General features: G+C 65.5%; 20 protein-coding genes and 1 pseudogene. 6 read left to right on the top strand and 15 right to left on the bottom strand.

Translation table 11 applies throughout. The features are described from left to right. Window positions 1-34: 34 nt before the first annotated feature. Window positions 35-976: an amidoligase family protein gene (locus tag A9Z00_RS09140; RefSeq protein ID WP_296976168.1), complete on the top strand. Its 942-nt coding sequence runs from the start codon at window positions 35-37 to the stop codon at window positions 974-976. A 52-nt stretch (window positions 977-1,028) separates the two neighbouring features. Here A9Z00_RS09140 and A9Z00_RS09135 read toward each other — a convergent pair whose 3' ends face one another. From A9Z00_RS09135 to A9Z00_RS09120, 4 genes are all read right to left on the bottom strand, one after another. After that, the gene (locus A9Z00_RS09135; protein WP_296976166.1) at window positions 1,029-1,865 is read right to left on the bottom strand and encodes a GNAT family N-acetyltransferase; all 837 of its coding nucleotides are present in this window, start codon (window positions 1,863-1,865) and stop codon (window positions 1,029-1,031) included. A gap of 83 nt (window positions 1,866-1,948) precedes the next feature. Continuing rightward, window positions 1,949-2,794 carry an SDR family oxidoreductase gene (locus A9Z00_RS09130; RefSeq protein ID WP_296976163.1) on the bottom strand — a complete coding sequence of 282 codons (846 nt, stop codon included), beginning with the start codon at window positions 2,792-2,794 and terminating at the stop codon, window positions 1,949-1,951. A 4-nt stretch (window positions 2,795-2,798) separates the two neighbouring features. After that, complete coding sequence (uxuA, locus tag A9Z00_RS09125; protein ID WP_296976159.1) at window positions 2,799-3,866, bottom strand: mannonate dehydratase; 1,068 nt, start codon at window positions 3,864-3,866, stop codon at window positions 2,799-2,801. 126 nt (window positions 3,867-3,992) lie between these two features. Further along, window positions 3,993-4,370 carry a DUF6220 domain-containing protein gene (locus tag A9Z00_RS09120; protein WP_296976156.1) on the bottom strand — a complete coding sequence of 126 codons (378 nt, stop codon included), beginning with the start codon at window positions 4,368-4,370 and terminating at the stop codon, window positions 3,993-3,995. A 206-nt stretch (window positions 4,371-4,576) separates the two neighbouring features. Here A9Z00_RS09120 and A9Z00_RS09115 point away from each other — a divergent pair, with 206 nt between their 5' ends. Together A9Z00_RS09115 and A9Z00_RS09110 are read left to right on the top strand one after the other, a co-directional pair. Next, a complete protein-coding gene (locus A9Z00_RS09115) occupies window positions 4,577-5,194 on the top strand; it encodes a DedA family protein (RefSeq protein WP_296976155.1) in 618 nt (205 codons plus the stop codon). Window positions 5,195-5,393: 199 nt separating this feature from the next. Continuing rightward, window positions 5,394-5,720: a VOC family protein gene (locus tag A9Z00_RS09110; RefSeq protein WP_296976151.1), complete on the top strand. Its 327-nt coding sequence runs from the start codon at window positions 5,394-5,396 to the stop codon at window positions 5,718-5,720. Window positions 5,721-5,893: 173 nt separating this feature from the next. Here the strand turns inward: A9Z00_RS09110 and A9Z00_RS09105 are convergent, their stop codons facing one another. The 10 genes from A9Z00_RS09105 to A9Z00_RS09060 all read right to left on the bottom strand — a co-directional run bounded on the left by A9Z00_RS09105 (window position 5,894) and on the right by A9Z00_RS09060 (window position 15,904). Continuing rightward, on the bottom strand, window positions 5,894-7,711 hold the full coding sequence (locus tag A9Z00_RS09105) for an ABC transporter ATP-binding protein (RefSeq protein WP_296976147.1): 1,818 nt from the start codon (window positions 7,709-7,711) through the stop codon (window positions 5,894-5,896). Continuing rightward, window positions 7,708-9,522, bottom strand: coding sequence for an ABC transporter ATP-binding protein (locus A9Z00_RS09100; protein ID WP_296976144.1), 1,815 nt, complete (start codon window positions 9,520-9,522; stop codon window positions 7,708-7,710). Before A9Z00_RS09100 ends, A9Z00_RS09105 begins: the two co-directional genes overlap by 4 nt. A 3-nt stretch (window positions 9,523-9,525) precedes the next feature. Continuing rightward, window positions 9,526-9,798 (bottom strand): hypothetical protein, encoded by a 273-nt coding sequence (locus A9Z00_RS09095; RefSeq protein WP_296976142.1) that lies wholly within the window; start codon window positions 9,796-9,798, stop codon window positions 9,526-9,528. Next, the gene (locus A9Z00_RS09090) at window positions 9,758-10,480 is read right to left on the bottom strand and encodes an RNA polymerase sigma factor (protein WP_296976139.1); all 723 of its coding nucleotides are present in this window, start codon (window positions 10,478-10,480) and stop codon (window positions 9,758-9,760) included. Before A9Z00_RS09090 ends, A9Z00_RS09095 begins: the two co-directional genes overlap by 41 nt. Beyond that, window positions 10,458-11,198 (bottom strand): hypothetical protein, encoded by a 741-nt coding sequence (locus A9Z00_RS09085; RefSeq protein ID WP_296976136.1) that lies wholly within the window; start codon window positions 11,196-11,198, stop codon window positions 10,458-10,460. The genes A9Z00_RS09090 and A9Z00_RS09085 overlap by 23 nt, the downstream gene beginning before the upstream one ends. Window positions 11,199-11,278: 80 nt before the next feature. Then, on the bottom strand, window positions 11,279-12,076 hold the full coding sequence (locus tag A9Z00_RS09080) for a class I SAM-dependent methyltransferase (RefSeq protein WP_296976133.1): 798 nt from the start codon (window positions 12,074-12,076) through the stop codon (window positions 11,279-11,281). A 35-nt stretch (window positions 12,077-12,111) separates the two neighbouring features. Then, a complete protein-coding gene (locus A9Z00_RS09075; protein WP_296976130.1) occupies window positions 12,112-12,894 on the bottom strand; it encodes an ABC transporter permease in 783 nt (260 codons plus the stop codon). A gap of 8 nt (window positions 12,895-12,902) precedes the next feature. Further along, window positions 12,903-13,706 carry an ABC transporter permease gene (locus A9Z00_RS09070; RefSeq protein WP_296976127.1) on the bottom strand — a complete coding sequence of 268 codons (804 nt, stop codon included), beginning with the start codon at window positions 13,704-13,706 and terminating at the stop codon, window positions 12,903-12,905. Next, entirely contained in the window at window positions 13,703-14,695 is a 993-nt protein-coding gene (locus tag A9Z00_RS09065; protein WP_296976124.1) for an ABC transporter ATP-binding protein, read from the bottom strand. Before A9Z00_RS09065 ends, A9Z00_RS09070 begins: the two co-directional genes overlap by 4 nt. Window positions 14,696-15,049: 354 nt before the next feature. Further along, window positions 15,050-15,904 carry an aminoglycoside 6-adenylyltransferase gene (locus A9Z00_RS09060; protein WP_296976122.1) on the bottom strand — a complete coding sequence of 285 codons (855 nt, stop codon included), beginning with the start codon at window positions 15,902-15,904 and terminating at the stop codon, window positions 15,050-15,052. Window positions 15,905-15,996: 92 nt separating this feature from the next. Between A9Z00_RS09060 and A9Z00_RS09055 the strand changes: the two genes are divergently transcribed. From A9Z00_RS09055 to A9Z00_RS09050, 3 genes and pseudogenes are all read left to right on the top strand, one after another. Beyond that, the gene (locus tag A9Z00_RS09055; RefSeq protein WP_367189390.1) at window positions 15,997-16,689 is read left to right on the top strand and encodes a DJ-1/PfpI family protein; all 693 of its coding nucleotides are present in this window, start codon (window positions 15,997-15,999) and stop codon (window positions 16,687-16,689) included. 17 nt (window positions 16,690-16,706) lie between these two features. Next, window positions 16,707-16,937 (top strand): annotated as a pseudogene (locus A9Z00_RS15810) (RNA polymerase sigma factor); the annotation flags it as partial. 28 nt (window positions 16,938-16,965) lie between these two features. Next, window positions 16,966-18,309, top strand: a complete 1,344-nt coding sequence (locus A9Z00_RS09050) for an RNA polymerase sigma factor (RefSeq protein WP_296976119.1) — start codon at window positions 16,966-16,968, stop codon at window positions 18,307-18,309. Between the two features lie 74 nt (window positions 18,310-18,383). On the opposite strand, the gene A9Z00_RS09045 is transcribed toward A9Z00_RS09050, so the two are convergent. Further along, window positions 18,384-18,683: a hypothetical protein gene (locus A9Z00_RS09045; protein WP_296976116.1), complete on the bottom strand. Its 300-nt coding sequence runs from the start codon at window positions 18,681-18,683 to the stop codon at window positions 18,384-18,386. Between the last annotated feature and the right edge of the window lie 184 nt (window positions 18,684-18,867).

Here is an 18,867-nt window from a genome sequence, read left to right as displayed (position 1 = left end):
GCAACATCTCTGACACGGGGAGGAAGATGCCTGAATGACCTGGCCGCTTGAGGTCGAATGGACCGATCTCCGTTTCGGCGTGGAGCTCGAGTTCGTCGGGGACAAGCCGGACGAACGGGAGCTTCCGCCCGGCTGGACGCTGCACCCCGAGGAACTGCTCTTCGACGAAAGGGGGGCCCGTTCGGGCGCGGAACTCGCATCGCCGCCGCTCGCCTGGGACGAGCGGGAGAGCATCCGTCTGGCGGCGGAACGGCTGAAACGCTCCGGCGCGTATGTGAACTGGAGCTGCGGCCTCCATGTGCACGTCGATCTGTCGGCCTGGGGCGAGACGATCGTCGCGCCGCTCCTCGATGCGGCGCTGCGAACGCAGGACGCACTGCGGCGGCTGTTCCGCACGGCCGGACACCGGCTGTTATTCTGCCCGCCGGTGACGCCGGAGATGCGCGCGCGGTACGCGGCGAACCCCGGCAGCCCCGCGCTGCACAATCCCGGCCGGCCGCAGTCCCACCGGTGCGGCATCAACGCCCGCGCCTGGTACGCGAACGGCACCGTCGAGATCCGCTATGCGAACGGCACGCTCGACTACGGCGAGATCGCGCGGACCGTCGAGCTCTGCCTGCGGTGGACCGCGGCGGTCGGCGCGGGCAGGATGCTGCCGGACGAGCCCGAAGCGCTGGCCCGCGCGCTCGGCGCGCCGTCCGACGGCTATCCGCCGCCGCTCGAGCCGCCCCTCTGGCATCTCGAGCGCATGTGGCTCGAGGACATGCTCATCCCGGTCCTTGCGCCGCTTGTCGGGGAGCGGATGCCGGACGGGGAGATCCACACGATCCGGCCCGCCATGGGCGGACGGCTGATCGTCGAAGCCGAGGACGGGGAAGGACGGGTCCGCCGGTTCGAAGCCCGCGCGTCCGCCGGCGGATGGGAACTCGGGGATCCGCCCGGGGAAGACGGGACTTGTCGTCCGCGGAAAGCCTGAATTCCGTCCTGACACGAAAGAGGAGGCCGCCTCAAGCGGCCTCCTCTTTCCGTCATGCCGTCCATTCCCGATGAAAGGCGATCTCGACGATCGGGCGCAGCGGCTCGTAGCCGAGCCGGCGGTACAGCCGGTTCGATCCCGGATTGCCGGCGTCGGCGTACAGCATCGGCGTCAGCCCTTCGTCCAGCAGCCGGCGCGTCAGTTCCGCCGTGATCGCGCCGCCGTAGCCGCGCCCGCGCGCGTCCGGCCGCGTGTAGACGGCGCTGATGCGTCCGTGCCGCGCCGACCGGTGCGCGATGTTCGCCATCGCCACGCATTCGCCTCTGACGGTCCAGAAGTACAGCTCATCCCGCTCGATCATCCGGTCCGCCGCCGGAAGCTGCGTGAACGCGGCGACGCGCTCGCCGTAGGCGTCCCGCGAGAACCCTGCGAGAAACCGTGCGGCCGTGTAGCGGTCCGCGATGTCCGCGCGGCGCAGTTCCCCTTCCGCCGCCGCATGCTGCTTGAGCTCCCGGCACACATAGGGCACGAGCGTCATCCGCTCCGTCCACGCGATCCGCCATTTCGCCGAATAGGCCTCGGCGAACGTCCGCGCGGGTCCGGGATCGCCGAACACGCCCGGCAATCCGCCGTCGTCAAGCCGCTCCGCGAGCTCGCGGATGCGTGCCGCGCGCACTTCCTCCGGCGCGCCGGGGTCCACCCACAGCCAGGCGTTCCGCCCCGGCGCCTGCACGAACAGCAGCGCGCCGTCGTCCGACTTGATCCGGAGCGCGTCCGCCTGACCGCTGATCTGGCCCAGCGGATGGAAGCGGGCCTCATCCGCCAGAAACGCGGGACGGGCTAGCGCCTCGTCCCGGGATCGCAGCGCGACGAGCATCGTACCGTCCAACCTCCGCCGAAATGAGGTTCGCCGGAAATCGTACCGCGGCACGCGGATTCCGCAGGCGCATGCCGGACCGGCCGCATGCCGCGTCAGACGCCGGAATAGGCCAGGAAACCGCCGTCGACGGGCACCGTAATGCCCGTGACGAAGCGCGACGTCGTGTCGTCGACCAGCCACAGCAGCGCCCCGAGCAGATCGTCGGGCTCGCCGAAGCGGCGCATCGGCGTGTGCGAGAGGATCTTGTGCGCGCGCTCCGTGAGCGAACCGTCCGGATTCGTGAGCAGACTACGGTTCTGCTCCGTCAGGAAGAAGCCCGGCGCAATCGCGTTCACGCGGATGCCGGCTTCGGCGAAATGGACCGCCAGCCACTGCGTGAGGTTCTCGATGCCGGCCTTCGCGGCGCTGTAAATCGGCACCTTCGTCATCGGGCACGGCGCGCTCATCGACGAGATGTTGATGATGACGCCTCCCCGGCCGATCATCTGCTTCGCGAAATGCTGCGTCGGGATGAGCGTTCCGAGGAAGTTCAGGTTGAAGACGAACTCGATCCCCTCGCGGGTCAGGTCGAAAAATGTCGTCACGCCTTCCTTCTCCAGATCCTCCGGCCGGAACGTCTCGTTCGTCGTAATCCCCTGCGGGTGGTTGCCGCCCGCGCCGTTGATCAGGATGTCGCACGGGCCGAGCTTCTCCGCGACGACGGCCGCCGCCTCCGCGACGTTCGCCGCGTTCACGACATCGCAAGCGACCGCGATCGCTTCGCCGCCCGCGGCGCGGATCGATTCGGCGACCGCCTCGCCCTTCTCCGGCGTCCGGTTCAGGATCGCGACCTTCACGCCCTGCCGGCCGAGCTCCCGCGCCATCGCCGAGCAGAGCACGCCGCTGCCGCCGGTGATGACGGCGACCTTGCCCTTCAGATTTTCGTGAATCGGAAGCATGCTCTCATCCCTTCTTCACGCGTTCGAGCGCGTCCCAGGCTCCCCACAGATACATGATGCCGAGCGCGCGGTCGTACAGGCCGTAGCCGGGCCGGCACCGCTCGTCCCAGATGTGCCGTCCGTGGTCCGGGCGGACGTAGCCCGTAAACCCGATCTCGTGGTAGGCCCGCACGACCTCGGCGATGTCGACGGAGCCGTCGCTTGAGCGGTGCGACGTTTCGATGAAATCGCCGTTATCGTAGACGCGCACGTTGCGGATGTGCGCGAACGGAATGCGGTCCCGGAATTCCCGGATCATCGCCGGAATGTCGTTCGCCGGGTTCGCTCCGAGCGAACCGCTGCACAGCGTCACCCCGTTGTACGGGCTGTCGACCATCTTCAGCACGCGGCGGATGTTTTCCTGATTCGTGATGATGCGCGGCAGGCCGAACACGGACCACGGCGGATCGTCCGGATGGATCGCCATTTTGATGTCATATTGTTCCGCGACCGGCACGACCGCCTTCAGGAAATACTCGAGATTGCGGAACAGATCCTCCTCCGTGATGCTCTGGTACGCCTCGATCACCGGACCGGCCTGCTTCAGCCGCTCCGGCTCCCATCCGGGCATCGTGAAGCCCGGAATTTCGGCGATCATGCGGATCAGCTCGCGGTAGTCCATGCTGTCGATCTTCGCCTTTTCGAAGAAGAGCGCCGTCGAACCGTCCTCCATCTCCTTGGACAGGTCCGTGCGCAGCCAGTCGAACACCGGCATGAAGTTGTAGCAGATCACCTTCACGCCGACTTCCGCGAGATTCCGGATCGTCTGCATGTAATTCTCGATGTACCGGTCGCGCGAAGGCAGGCCCATCTTGATGTCCTCATGGACGTTGACGCTTTCCACCACCTCGATGTGGAAGCCGTACTCGTCCGCCAGCTTCTTGTAATGGCGGATCTTGTCCATCGGCCACACTTCGCCGGCGGGCACGTCGTGCAGCATCCAGACGATGCCTTCGACGCCCGGAATCTGCCGGATCTGCTTCAGCGTGACCGTGTCGTTGCCTTCGCCGTACCAGCGAAACGTCATCCTCACGGCATCTCTCTCTCCCTTAGATGTTGCTGCATGATTCGGCCACAACTTCCATTATAGCGTTTCTGCCGCCGCATACCCATACGGAATTGCCCATCATTTATACCGGATTGCGATGACGGGAGGACCTTATGCCCTGAGCGACGACACGGCCGTCCGGTACGCGAGAAGGAACATGAACAGCGCGATCACCGTATGCAGCATGCCGATCCCCGTAAAGTTCGCCGTCACGTATTGCAGGACGATCAGCACGAACAGCGCCGCCGCGCTCCATTTGACCGAAGCGGCGAATTTGCCCGGAAAGGCGAGGATCAGCATCACGAGGGGCAGCCATTCGAACATGGGGACGAACCGATTGTGCATCTGCCAGAACTTCGGATCGTGGAACACCGCCGCGCCGGCCAGCAGCGCCTGAATTGCGATGCAGGCGGTAAGCAGCCAGGCGAGAACGGCGAACACGTTCCGCACCGCGCGATGGCCTTTGCCCGCCGAAATATGGCTTTGCATGTCGTGCATCACCCTCCGAAATCGTGATGATTCTATCATAGCAGAAAATTGCGGCGAATTTGTAAAAAGTGCGGCAGGCCGGACCCGCCGCTTCCGGTCCGACGCCGGCCCGGACCCGTGGCGGATGCGGTCCGGGCCGCGCTATACTATAATTGGGAAGGTGAAATTCCGCGCGGACCGTGCGGTCGATGGAAGGGTGGGCGCGCTTGGCGGAGACGCTTTTTGATTGGCTAGAGGATTGGGGCATATGGGGCGTGCTCGCTTCGCTGTTCATCGAAGGCAGCGCGTTTCCGTTCATCGGAACCTTTTTCATCGTGACGGTCGGCTTCGTGATGGACCTGACCTGGCTGGAGATCGTCTGGATTTCCGCGGCCGGCAGCCTGCTGTACGCCGTCGGCAGCTACATCCCGTATGCGATCGGCTACGCGCTGGGCACCAGCCTCATGAAGCGGCTCAGCCCTGCCCGCCGGCAACAGCTCGAGCAGGCGTCCGCCGCCTTCAGCCGGTACGGCGTCTGGAGCGTCGCGATCGCAAGTCCGCTCCATCTGGGAAACGCGGTGCCGTTCGTCGCGGGCATGTCGCGCATGAAGCTGCATCTCTACACGCTGCTCACGATGCTCGGCATCGCGCCGTCGACGTTCGTGCTGCTCAGCATCGGCAAATTTTACCCGGGAGAACGGGACAAGGCGATGGAAGCGATCGAGGAGTATCAGGCCTACGTCCTCGCGGCGTTCATTCTCCTGACCGCGGCCTGGATCGGGTGGAAATGGCACCGCAGGCGCGCGGCGAGGCGGCACGCCGCCGACCGGTCGGTCGGATCGTGATCCGGACGGATGGTCCGGCGGCCGGGCCGCCGGGCGGATCGGAAGGCGGACCGGGCGGATCGGATCGGGCGCGGAACCGTCGGCAGGGCCTTCTTCCGTCCCGCTCCGCATGCGGCCCGGTTTCGCCTCTGTCGGATGATGCGGATTTCTGGGCATACTGAGGACGTTGCATCCTGTACGTGCGAAGGAGTGCGGCGCCATGTCCATCCGCCTGAATCCGTATTTGACCTTCGACGGCAACGCGAGGGCGGCCGTCCGTTTCTACGGGCATGCGCTGGGCGGAAAGATCACGGGGATCATGACCTACGGGGATCTGCCGTCCGCGCCGGATCACCCTGTCCCCGGGGAAGCCAAAGACCGCGTCCTGCACGCGCCGCTCAAGGTCGGCGACGCGGAGCTCATGTTCTCCGACACGTCCCCGGCACGGCCCATCCGCCGGGCGGCGCCGTCCAGATCGCGATCGTGCTGGACGACGAGGCGCGGGCGCGGAGCATCTTCGACGCGCCGAGCGACGGCGGCGAAGTGATCTTGCCGCAGCAGAAGACGGACTGGAGCCCGCTGTACGGGATCGTCCGGGACCGGTTCGGCGTCACGTTCCACGTGAACGTCAGCGCCGGAGCATGAAATGGACGGGAACAGCCGCCGGTTCATCGGTTGGAACCGGCGGCTTCCTGTATGGATGCGGCACGTGTGCGGCGTTCAACGGGAAGCGGCCTGCATCGGCGCGAAGCTTTCCCACAACCGCCGGTACAGGCCCTGCCGGTCGCGCAGCAGTTCTTCGTGCGTTCCGCGCTGCGCGACGGAGCCCGCCTGCATGACGACGATCTCGTCCGCTCCGGTCACGGCGGCAAGCCGATGCGCGACGAACAGAATCGCGTGCCCTGTCGCCTTGAGCCGCAGCAGCATCGCGATGATTTCGCGCTCCGTCTCCGCGTCCAGCGCGGAAGTCGCCTCGTCCAGAATCCAGACGGGACGGCCGGACAACACCGCGCGCGCCAGTGCGATCCGCTGCTTCTGCCCGCCGGACAGCGTCCGGCCGTGCTCGCGGATGACCGTGTCATAGCCGTCCGGAAGCCCGACGATGAACGGGTGGGCCATCGCCGCCCGCGCGGCCGCCGTCACGTCTTCATCGGACGCGCCGGGCCGGCCGACGGCGATGTTGTCCCGGATCGTCCCGCCGAACATGTGCGGCGTCTGCGGAACATAGGCGACGAGCGCCCGGGCCGCCTCGGCGTCTTCCCGCGGATCGAGCCCGCATATCCGGATCCGCCCGGAATGCGGGAACAGCAGGCCGGCGGCCAGCTTCGCCACGGTCGATTTGCCCGATCCGCTCGGTCCGACGAGCGCCGTGAACGTGCCGGTGGCAAGCTCCAGGTCGATGGAGCGCACCGTCCATTCGTCATCCGCCGCCGGCGATGGCCCGGCGGGCAGCAGCGGCTCCGCAAACCGCCGGTAACGGAACGAGACGCCATTCATGGTCAATCCGCCCTGCGCGGGGGATGGGGCAGGCGCTTCACCGGCAACCGCTTGCGGCTCCTTCTCGGCCTTAAGCAGGCGGAACACGCGCCCGGAAGCGCCGATCTGCTCCTGAACCTGTCCCCAGATCTGGCCGATGCTCTCGAGCGGGCCGTTGATCCGCCAGACGAGCGCGAAATAGACCATCAGCGAACCGAGCGCCATCTCTCCCCGGATGGCCAGGAGGCCGACGACCAGCATGGTGACCAGAATGATCAGATTCGAGAGGGAGGTCGTCGTCAGCATGACGGCCTGCTGCCACCAGGTCCGGCGCGCGTAGAGGCGGTTCAGCCGGGTCCTCTCCCGCGCGAACCGCTCCGTCATCCAGTCCTCCGCCCCCAGCGCGCGCACGATCTCCAGGTTCTGCAGCGCATCCTGAAGACACAGGCGGACGGCCGCCTCCTGTTCGGCCGTCTCGCTTCCGATCGCCTTCAGCCGTCTGCGGATCAGGCGGCCGGCGGCCAAAATGAGCGGCGATACCGCCAGCAGCGGCAGCGCGATCCGCCAGTTGAGCGCGAGCAGATAGGCGGCGGCCATCGCGAACATCGCGGCCTGATCCGCCATCCGGTCGAGGAGGAGGTTCAGGATGCCCGTCATCCGCTGCGTGTCGTGCGCAGCCCGCTGCACCAGATCGGACGAATGGGCCGACTGTGCGTATTCGAGCGGCAACCGCTGCGCTTCGTCCGCCGCCTGCGCCATGAGGCCGGTGTTCAGGCCGTTCAGCGCGTCCTGCTTGAGGTATTCGCCGACGAGGAAGGTGCCGGTCAGGAAGAAAAAGACGGCCGTCCCCGCCGCGACGATGAGCCGCACATCCGCAAACTCCCGGGCTTCCAGCGCGTTGAACACGAGATTGATGATGAAGGGATCCAGCATCATGATGAGCGACTGCGACAGGCTGAGGATGAGGCCGGCGGCATAGGCCAGCCTGCGCGGACCGAGCCGCTGCCAGGTGAGCGCCCAGACATCGGACAGTTTCGGGTGAACGGCCGACGGCTTGCTCACGGTTCATTCCCCTCCCCCGAAGCGGTCGCCTCCGCCCGGTCCGCCCACGTTCCGGCCCGCACCAGTTCGGCGTAACGACCGCCGAGCGCCATCAGTTCATCGTGCGTCCCGCTCTCGACGACCCGCCCTTCGTCAATGACGACGATCCGGTCCGCATGCCGGACCGTCGACAGCCGATGGGCCGCGACGATCACCGTCCGCCCCGCCATCAGGGAGCGCAGCGTCTCCTGCAGCAGGCGCTCGTTCTCCCCGTCGAGGGCCGACGTCGGTTCGTCGAGCAGCAGAAACTCGGGGTTCCGCGCGCAGGCGCGCGCGATGGCCAGCCGCTGCCGTTCGCCGCCGGACAGCGTCTGCCCCCGTTCGCCCAGCCGGGTCGCATACCCTTCCGGCAGCTTCCCGATGAAGCCGTCGGCCCGGGCGAGCCTCGCCGCCTCCGCCAGCGCCTCATCCTGAAGATGCGTCCGCCCGGCCCGGATGTTGTCGGCGACCGTCGCGTCGAACAGGCCGATGTCCTGCGGCACGCAGGCCGCCCGGCGCCGCCAGTCCGCCATCGTCCGCTCATCGATCGGCACGCCGCCCAGCAGCACCGCGCCGGAGTCCGGCGCATACAGCCCCATGATCAGTTTGAGCAGCGTGCTTTTGCCCTGGCCGCTCGGACCGACGAGCGCCGTCACCGTCCCGCGGCGCACCGTGAGGCTCAATTCGCGCAGCACCGGCTGCGCGGGATCGTACCCGAACGTCACCCGGTCGAGGACCAGATCCCCTTCATCCGGCAGCAGGCGTTCGGCCCCGGCCGGCGGCTTCTCCAAGGGCGCGGCCGGATCGGCAATCTCGAACACGCGGGCCGCATGGGCCAGCGCGTTCTGCACGGCCGCCCAGATGTTCGTCAGATGGGAGAGCGGCCGCACGAGATGCTCATAGGAAATGACGAAGGCCGCGATGACGCCGATATCGATCGCGCCTGCCGCGAATTGAAGCGCGCCGGCGATGAATATATACGCGATGCCGAGCCAGTAACCGAGGAAAATCGAGAAGCCGGAAGCCGCCATCCAGAGATGGCCGCGCAGGCGGTGCCGGAAGGATCGGCGGACGACCTCGAGCCAGCGGAGGTTGAACCGTTCGCGCAGCTGGAACGCGCGGACGGTCTCGGCGCCCTGCATCTGGTCCTGCAGCAGCGCATCCTGTTCAGCCCGGGCTTCGTTCGCCCGCGATTGCTCGCGGTAAATCGGCCCGGCCAGCAGATTGGAGACCATCGGCATCAACAGCGCGACGGCCAGCGCGACGGCCATGAGCTGCCAGGATTGCACCGTCAGGTAGACAATCAGCAGGAGGACCGACAGCAGCCGCTCGATCAGCGCCGGAATCTGCCGGTTCACCCCGTCCTGCGCCGCCACGGCGGAGTCGCCGATCCGCTGGATCTGGTCGCCGACATGCCAGCGGTTCAGGAGCCTCAGGTCAAGCCGGAACATGCGGCGCAGCACTTCCCGCTGCAGTTCGAGCGTCGACCGGTTGTACAGCCGCTGCGACAGCCAGGTGCGGGCGATCTGTACGATCAGCCCGCCGAAAAACACCGCGCCGAAGTATACCGCCGCCTGCCGGAGCAGCGGAACGGAACCTTCATATACCGCGTTGAATACCCGGCGCAGCGCTTCGGCCTGTCCGACCGGGATCAGGGACGCCGCGCCGACGATCAGCGCCAGGGCGACATAATGCGGCGTATACCGGCGGACCCAGCGAAGCAGCGCCACGAATACTTCCGCGCGACCGGCTTCGCCTCGGCCCGCCGTCATCGAAGGCGTCGTGTCCACCATCGATCACCACCCTCCGTGCCAGGGTTCCGTATAGACCCGGTGGCGCTCGGCGAACGGCCTGAGCGACCGGGTGGCGAACGCGACCTGCCGCCCGATCCGGTCCAGGACCGGATGCGCGTCCCGAAGCGGCATGGACAGCAGCCGATCCAGGACAGCCGCCGATTCCTCCGGCGTCAGCACGGCCCGCCGCAGCCAATCGTCCCAGCCTTCCGGCATCGGGCCGCCGTCCGCCGGGTCAATCTCCATCTCCCGGTCCGTTCGACCCGTCCGTTCCATCCGATCCCCTCCTTCCTCCGACTCCCGCTTCGCGCGTCTCCATCCGCTTGCCGTCCGGTCGCCGTCCCGCCATGTTCGCCGCCGTCCCGCTTCCCGCTGACATCCGGTCTCCGTCGCCTTCCGTTCCGCCGGGAACTTCCGTCCCGCCGCCTTCCTCGCCCAGCATTTCGCGCAGCATCCGCCTCGCGGCGCTGATCCGGTACCGGACGGTGCCCGCCGGCAGGCCGCAGAGCTTGCCGATCTCCGAACTGTTCAAACCGCCGACCGCCTGCATCAGCAGCGGCTCCCGCAATTCCGCGGGCAGCCTTCGGATCGCTTCGCCGACGCGCCGGACGCGTTCCCGCGCGTCGTACGCCTCGCCGGGCGGCTCCGCGTGCGCGGGGGCGGCCGCCGCTTCCCGGCGCATCCGCTCCTCCGCGCCGGCGCCGGCCGCCGACCGCCGGTAATGGTCCGTCAGCAGATTGCGCGCGATGCGCATCAGCCACAGACGGCCCGCGTCAAACCCCATCGCGCGGGCGGCCCGGATGCCGCGCCAGGCCCGCGCGTAAGTCTCCTGCATCAGGTCCTTCGCGAGTTCCCTGCTGCCGGTGCGCGCGAGAAAAAAGGCATAGACCGCCCGGTGGCAAGCCTCGTACAGTTCGCGGAAAAAGGCTTCGTCCCTAATGCCGTCCGAACCAATCATTTAGTCCGTCCCCCGGACCGGAAGCCGGAAGAATGGCTCCCTGCTGCAATGTTGTGAGCGCTTGCAAAGCCGGCACCAGCTTCTGGTCCTCCGCCCGGATCATGCCCAGCAGCAGGATTTCCGACGTCTTCTCCCGCAGCAGTTCGGGCGTCACGTCGGCTTCGAACACATATTCGCCGAAGAGAATGAGGGTGACGGGATCCTTCATCATTTCGAAAAACAGCTTTCCGAACCGCCCCTGTCCGAAGAACATCCGCGGATTCCGGTGATCGCAGGGAACGATCAGACCGCTGGTCTGCGTCACATGGGGGGCAAGAACGGATTCGCTCTCCCGGGGAATGAACATCTGGCCCGTCACGATGACCTGCCGGTAGGCGACCGACCGGAAGGGCGACGTGATCAGCAGTTCCCCCGTGACGAGCAGGATGTCCGACCCGTCGGCGGCCGGCTGTTCGAGGAGTCCGCCGCCGGCCTGCATGGTGCCGGCAATGTGGTTCACCCGGCTTCCGGCCGGCACCTTGACGATCGCGCCGACCCGGTCCATCGGAATGGAAGCGATCGATCCCTGAAAATCGTCCGATAGCAGTACGGCTCCCACCAACGAAATCTGCTCGATATGCCGCAGTTCCTCCACCGATTTCACGTCCCGCAGATCGAGCAGGCCGAGCAGCTGAATGCGGCCTTTCCTTTGTTCCGTTTGTCCGGGTTGTTCATTCATGCGCTTCGCCCTCCCGTGAAGTGGAGCTTTTTTCTATCTCTATAAACGAACATCGCGGAAAACTGTTGGCCTGCCTTCCGTCAGCCCGGCACCTTCGCCTCCAGCCCGTAGCAGACATGGGTGATCCTGAGGCCCCTCTCCTCCCGGAAAGCCTCGAAACGCTCCGCGATCGGTTTGTACAGGTTGTCCCGCACGTACTGCCGGAACGTCCCGTTCTGGCCGAAGCAGACCATCTCGAACACGTCTTCCGCGGAAGGCAGCCAGACCGTCTCCGCAAGGCGCGTCAACGTGATGTCGACCAATCCGCTCGTGTTGAGGCGCTCCCGAATCCGGTCCAGAATCGGCGTGCCCGATCCGGGAGGCGGGAACAGCCCGGGAAAGGCAAGGCCGAGCTCGCCCCCGGCATCGCCGCTGTCGCCGGGATGGAGCGCGAACACTGCTCCGCCGGGCTTCACGATGCGCGCGGCCTCCCGGTACCAGCTCGTCGGCCCCTTATTCGTATAGGCGAAGTCGAAGTACCCGTCCGGAAACGGCATCCCGTCATGCGTGAAGCCGACGACGTAGCGCACGTTGTCCCGGGCGTAATCGCGTCTCGCCGTCCCGATGAATCCTTCCGTCATGTCGTACCCGACGACTTCATCGCATTGGCCGGCCCATTGCACGGTAAACTCGCCGTGCCCGCAGCCGACGTCCAGCACCCGGCCGCGCAGCCGGCTGCGCAGCCGCGCCGCGAATTTCCCGGTGATTCGCTCCCCGTCCGCGATCTCGCGCCACGGAAACGCGTACTTGCCTGTCATGGCGGCGAGCTGATCGAACCACGGTTTCGACTGCATGGGCACATAGCCGGGGATGCGGTCGATGTTCGGGAACAGGGTCAATTTTTCTTCCTCCCTTCAGCGTCCGCCGTCCCGGATTACGATCCGGTCGACCGGTAATGCCTTACGCCAATGCACCACACCAGAAGGCACGGCGCGAGGAACAGCAGCGACGCGAGCGGCATCGCCATGTACATGAGGTCCGGTCCGTCCGTCCGGTCCAGGATGTACATGAGCGGCAGGCAGCTGACGGCGCCGAACGGGATGATGAAGGTGAAGAACCGCGTGACCCATTTTGCATAGATGTCAAGGGGATACTGCGCCATCTCTCGCCCGCCGTCCGTAAAAATGTTCATCACTTCCAACCCCTGCACCGTCCAGAAACAGAACGACGCCCTGAGGATGCAGATGCCGCAGAAAACGATCACCCCGCCCGCGATCATCAGAAACAGCGTGATCACCTTGGCCGGCGTCCAGCCGACATCGGGCCCGCCTGCCGCGATCCCGAGCACGACCGCGCTCTGCAGCATCCGGCCGAAGCGGGTGAATTCCATGTTCGAGCCGAGCACCTGGACGACCGTGCCGCGCGGCCGGACGAGCAGCCGGTCGAAATCGCCGCGGACGACGAGGCGCGGGAACGCGTCGAAGCCGCGCGCGAAGCATTCCGCCACCGAGAACGCCATGTGGACGACGCCGTAGCCAAGCGCCGTTTCGTGGAACGTCCAGCCGGGCAGCCCGCCGAACCGCTCGAACAGGAAGTACACGCCGGCGAACACGGAGAACGGCACGAAAAACTGGCCGATGCACAGCATGAGGAACGACGTCCGGTACTGCATCTGCGACTTGAACAGGATGGACATGTATTTGAAATAGAGCCGCATCTTATGCATCAGCCTCCCTGCACGACGACGCGCCGGAGCGCCCGCCCCATCAGCCATCGGCCGGCGGCGACGAGGATAGCAAGCCAGACGAGCTGCCCGCCGATTCCGGCGATCGCTTCCTGCGCACCGATATGGCCGGTGTATACCCGGAACGGAAAATCGACCGTCCAGCGGAACGGCAGCAGATGCGCGATCTGCCGCATCCAGTCCGGCATGAGCGGCACCGGTATCACCATTCCCGCGAAAAACTCGCCCGCCACCGCGATCAACAATATCGAACCGACCGGTGACATCGTCCAGAAGACGGAAAGGTAGACGAACATCGAAATCGCAATGACGAGCAGAAGGCCGGCGAGCAGCGCCGCGACGAACAGCAGGAACGCTTCCGGCGACGCGGGAAGCGAAAGGCCGTACGGCTCCGGCAGGAACAGGACGACGGCCGCGATCGGCAGGCAGCGGAGCGCGCAGGCGGAAAGGCGCGCCGCCAGCAGCTTGACGTACCAGACCGTATAGAGCCGCCACGGCCGGCACAGTTCGTACGCGATGCCCCCGCCGGTGATCAGATCGAACAGCTCATAATCGGAATGCCACAGCATGATGAACGTGAAGAAGATTTGCTGCAGCCAGATGTAGGCGGCCACTTCCTCCAGCGTCATCGGCTGCGCCGGGCCGGCATGCCTGTAGAAGGCGACGTACACCATGATGAAGACGAGGCCGAAGAAGAACTGCGTCAGCACGCCGGCCGCGGCGGCCGCCCGGTACTGCAGGCCGGTCAGGAAACGCATTTTCAAGAGCGCAAGCGGCGCATTCATACCCGATGCTCCTTGTAAAGCCGAAGGATGAGTTCGTCAACCGGCGGCGAGCCGATTTCGACGTCGGCAAGTTCTCCGACTGCCGACAACCGGTTGATCAGATCGGTGATGTCGATCCGGTCCGAATCGAAGGCGTAGACGGCCCGACCCGGCGAACGGGAAAGGCACTGCACGCCGGGCGCATCGATCGGGGGGACGGCGTCGGCGCCGCCCTTGTATTCGACGGCAATCGTCTTCCGCGTGCCGTAGCGGTTTCGCAGGTCGGACAGGCTGCCGTCGTAGAGCAGCATCCCCTTGCCGATCATCAGGATGCGGTCGGCCAGCGCCTCGATGTCGTGCATGTCATGGGTCGTCAGGATGACGGTGACGCCGCGCTCCCGGTTGATCATCCTGATGAATTGCCGGACCGCGCGTTTGCTCTCGGCGTCAAGGCCGATCGTCGGCTCGTCGAGGAACAGGATCGCCGGCTCGTGCAGCAGCGAAGCGGCGATCTCGCAGCGCATCCGCTGGCCGAGGCTGAGCTGCCTCACCGGCGTGCGCAGGAGATCGGCGAGGTCCAGCCATTCGGCGAGCCGGTCGAGATTTTTGCGATAGGCATCCGGCGGAATGGCGTAGATGTCGCGCAGCAGCTCGAACGAGTCGATGACCGGCACGTCCCACCAGAGCTGCGACCGCTGGCCGAACACGACGCCGATGTGCCGGACGTAGCGGACGCGGTCTTTCCAGGGCGTGTATCCCATGATGGAACAGGAGCCGGCATCCGGAACGAGCACGCCGCACATGATTTTGACCGTCGTCGACTTGCCGGCGCCGTTCGGGCCGATGTAGCCGACGATCTCGCCTTCGCGGACGGTGAACGAGATGTCCCGGAGCGCTTCGACGATCGTGTGCTCACGGGAGAAAAACGCTTTCACCGCTTCCCGGAAACCTGCCGGCCGCTTCGCGACCTTGAACGATTTGCCGATTGCCTCAAGCTTGATGAGACTCAAACGATCACCCCGTTCGGATTGGTGTGATCCCGGGATCGCCGTGAAAAATATAGCCAATCGGGTGAAAAAAGTATAGACTTATAAAAAATGTTGCGTTATAATATTATCGTTAGGAGCGGAAGACGCCCCCTTGCTTGAAGACTGCCAAAAACGGAAATCCGGCACGCATGGTGCCGGATTTGTTGCTTCTTTGGCGGAAATTCCGGACCCCGCGCCGGCCGGGCTGCCCCGCGAATGCCGCGCTTGAACGGCGCATCACGGCGCGGCGGTACCGCCCCGCGAATGCCGCGCTTGAACGGCGCATCATGGTGCTGCGGCACCGCCCCGCGAATGCCGTTTCAACGCGACGTCCCCTCACCGCGGCATCTCCCTTACGCGCCGCAAATACGCCGTCACGTTCTCGTTCTCCCGCCGGTTATAGACGAACCCGCGGCGCTCCGCCACCGCGAGGGCGGCCCTGCGGAACAGCTCCCCCATCTCAAACAGCGCGTCCCAGATCCGATCGTAGTCGCCGTCCGGATACGTCCGCACGAACCGCGCCCACATGTCGGACGGCAGATGGCGCTCCAGATATTTGCCCTCCTTGCCCGGATCCGCCCGCCAATCCGACATCTCCCCGACATACCAGGTGAGCATCCGCATCAGCATCGCGCGCACCGGCCCCTCGAGCATCGCCTTCGCGTACGGCAGCTCGCGCCGCCACAGCCCCTTCGCCACATAGGTGCTCACCCACCAGAACTCGTTGCAGCAATCCCGGAACCGGGCGGCCGAAGGCGGCTTCGGCAAATGGCTGCGGACACCCGGCGGCGGCAGCTCGCCGATCAGGCCGTCCTTGTCGAGCAGCGGCACGCTCAGGCTGTCTTCCTCCAGCTCCTCCAGCCGGTCCGCCGGCCAGAACGTCAGATCGATCCGGTTGCCGTCCGCAAACAGCATGAGAAACGCAAAGCCCGGCCGCTTCCGCACCGGCGGCAGGATCGCGCTCTCGTCCGGCGTCTGCATGACGAGCACTTCGCCGAACCGGCCGATCCAGCTCCGGTCGCGCACGAACGGCTCCACCGCGCGCACGAAATACACGATGTCGTAATCCTGAAAGCCATCCCGCGGCGCGTCCGGATTCGCCCGCGAGCCGTTCAGGATCACCGCCCGCACCCGCTCGTCCGCCTTCGCAAAGCCGAGGATGAGATCCATCATTTCCTTTTCCGTCCGCACGGTTTTGCCCCCTTGCGAAAAAACCCCCGATACCGCCCCTTACGCCTTCTATTGTACAATATCGAAAAAAAAGGGGGCGATCGGAATTGAAGATGGCTTGCCTCCTCTTCGACGATATGACCTCGCTGGACTGGATCGGCTTTTTCGAGGCGGTGACGCGGCTCAGGCTGATGGAAGGCGGCGAGAGCGTGTCGTGGGATTTTTGCGCCGTGAAGGATACGGTCGCCGACGACCGGGGCGTCACGTATCGCGCTAACCGGATCCGCCCGGATCTCGCCGGATGCGATCTCGTCTTCGTCCCCGGCGGCATGGCCACGAGAACGCTGCGGCATGATGACGCTTTTCTCCGCCGGCTCCGGACGGCCGAACCGGCCGAATGGAAGGTATCCGTCTGCACGGGCGCGCTGCTCCTGGGCGCGGCGGTATTCCTGCAAGGCAAAAAAGCCGTGACGAACGCGTCCGCCTTCGATCTGCCCGCCCCGTACTGCGCGGAAGTCGTGAAGGCGCGGGTGGTCCGGAACGGGCAGGTGATTACGGGAGCGGGCGTCTCCGCGTCCATTGACACCGGGCTGTACGTCGTCGAGCGGCTGAAAGGCCCCCGAAGCGGCGGAGACGATCCGTCAGCGGATGGAGTATCCCTGGTACCGCGGGTCCGGCGGTTCCGACATCTACCTGGCGGAATCCTGAATCCGATGTGGCCGCGGCAAAATTTTCCGGCGCGTACGGCAAAAAAAAATGGCGAATCCGCCGAACCGTCTCCCTCCCCGCTGCACTTGTACGGATGAAAGGCAGGTGAAGCCGGATGGCGAACATCGGTGCCCCGAATACGGCGGATGCGGTGCTGGGGCGGGACGTGCTGGAGAAGCTGTACTATTTCGCGCTGCGGAAGACGGGCAGCCGCCACGAAGCGGAGGATCTCGCGCAGGAGATTGCCGTGCAGGCGCTCGCCGGCCTCGCCGGCGGCAGCCGGCCGAACGACTTCGACCGGTGGCTGTGGGCGGTGGCGCGCAACCGCTATGCCCGCTGGGCGAAGGAAAAGCGCAGGCGCTCCGCGTTCGTCCATGACGAACAGATCCTGTCCGCCCAGTCCGACGATGAACCGTTCGCCGAAGCGTCGCTCGTCCGGGACGAAGAGCTGGCGGCGCTCCGACGCAAAGCTGGCGCTGCTCACGAAGGATTACCGCGAGATCGTCGTCGCCTACTATTTCGCGGGCGAACGGATCGCGGACATCGCGGCCCGGCTCGGCGTGCCGGAGGGCACGGTCAAGCGGCGGCTTCACGACTGCCGCAAATCCATCCGGGAGGGAATCGAGATGGCCAAGGAACCGGGCGTGCGCAGTTTCAGGGCGGAAGAGGTGAAATTCAGCAAGAGCGGCAGGGACGGCCGGGACGGTTCGCCGTGGAATCTGATCAACCGGCTCATTCCGAAGAACATTCTGCTCGCGGCGTACCGGAACCCGATGACGCTGGAGGAACTGTCCCTCGAGCTCGGCGTCGCGATGCCGTACATGGAAGAAGAGGTGCGGCTGCTCACGGAAGGGACGCTTCTCAGGGAAGTCGCGAAGGGTCGGTTCGAGACGGATTTCATCATTCTGGACAAGGAAATGCAGATCGAGAAATTCCATAAATCGGAGGAATACGGAAAGGCGTTCGCGCCGCTGCTCATCGAATTTCTCGACTCGGTGCTGGAGGATGTGCAGCGGATCATCGGGCAGCGGTTTGAGCGCGGATTTCTGCTCTGGACGCTGATCCCGCTCACGGTGGACGCGATCGCCAGGGATGTCCATCGCCTCAACGGCGTGCCGGAATCGCGCACGAGCCGGCCGAACGACGGACAGTGGGACATCGTCGGGTACGAGAAATGCGAACTGCCGTACAGCCATTTTGTCGGACACAACGGCGACGGCGACGAAACGGGTTCGATGTGGCACTACAAACTGTCGCTGCCCGGGCTGTGGGATCGCGCCGGCGAACTGAACCCGTTCGAGATCCGCGTCCTGACCGACGCCATCCGCGCCGGGCTCACGCGGGACCGGCTCGGACGCGTCGAAGCCGGCGTGATCGACAGCCTGGTTTCCCGCGGATTCCTCGCCGACGATCCGAAGCGGATCGTGCCGAACTTCCCCGTCTTCCGGCGGGAGCATCTCGAACGGTTCCTGCCCTGGAAATCGCATGCCGCATACACCGGGCTGGTGAGCATCATGGGCGAGTATTACCGGTACACGTACCACCTCATCGGCAAGGGCTGCCCCGCCCGCCTGACGGAACAGCTCAAGTTCGTGACCGGCGAGCAGCTTTGGAGCATGCGGATGATTTCCCTGCGCCACGCGCTGGCCGAGGGGCACATCGCGGCGCCCGAACATCCGGAGCGCAGCACGATCGCGATGTATATGATGATTGCCTGAATGGATTCGGCTTCCCGGGGACCGGGAAGCCTTTCCTGTTCCGTCATGCGCGCACGGAAACGGAGACGATGCTGTCAGTGATGCAGGTTGCGATCGGACTGCGGATTGCCGAACACATACCGCCGCATCCGGTCCGCCAGTCCGCCCTTGCCGAATCTGAGGAACTTGCCGTCCTCGCGATCGGATGCTTCGCTGCAGCCTGCAAGGAACAGCAGGATCAGCCGCCTGCGTTCGCCGATGTCGCGGACGCCGTTCTCGTACAGCCAGACGTCGATCGTGTTGTAGACGCCGCGGTTGACCCGGAAGCGGTTGCGGCAGTATTCCGCGAACTTGTAGTCCGGCCAATGGATGATTTCCCCCGCGTTTTCCGCCATCCGTTGTCCCTCCCCGAAAAATGGCGGAGACTTTCCGCCGCGGGCGCGGCAGAAAGTCTCCACTTGAATGGTCGACAATTTCAAGAATTCAGATATAATTTGTTGGTATACGCTTGTGAGCATCACTTTATCACGGACGCGGCGGTCTGTCAATCTCTGATCGGGCAAGGGGGACCGCCGCCGC

It is taken from the genome of Thermobacillus sp. ZCTH02-B1 (assembly GCF_002159085.1).
Lineage (GTDB): Bacteria > Bacillota > Bacilli > Paenibacillales > Paenibacillaceae > Thermobacillus.
This window is presented reverse-complemented; position numbering and strand designations above follow the sequence as displayed.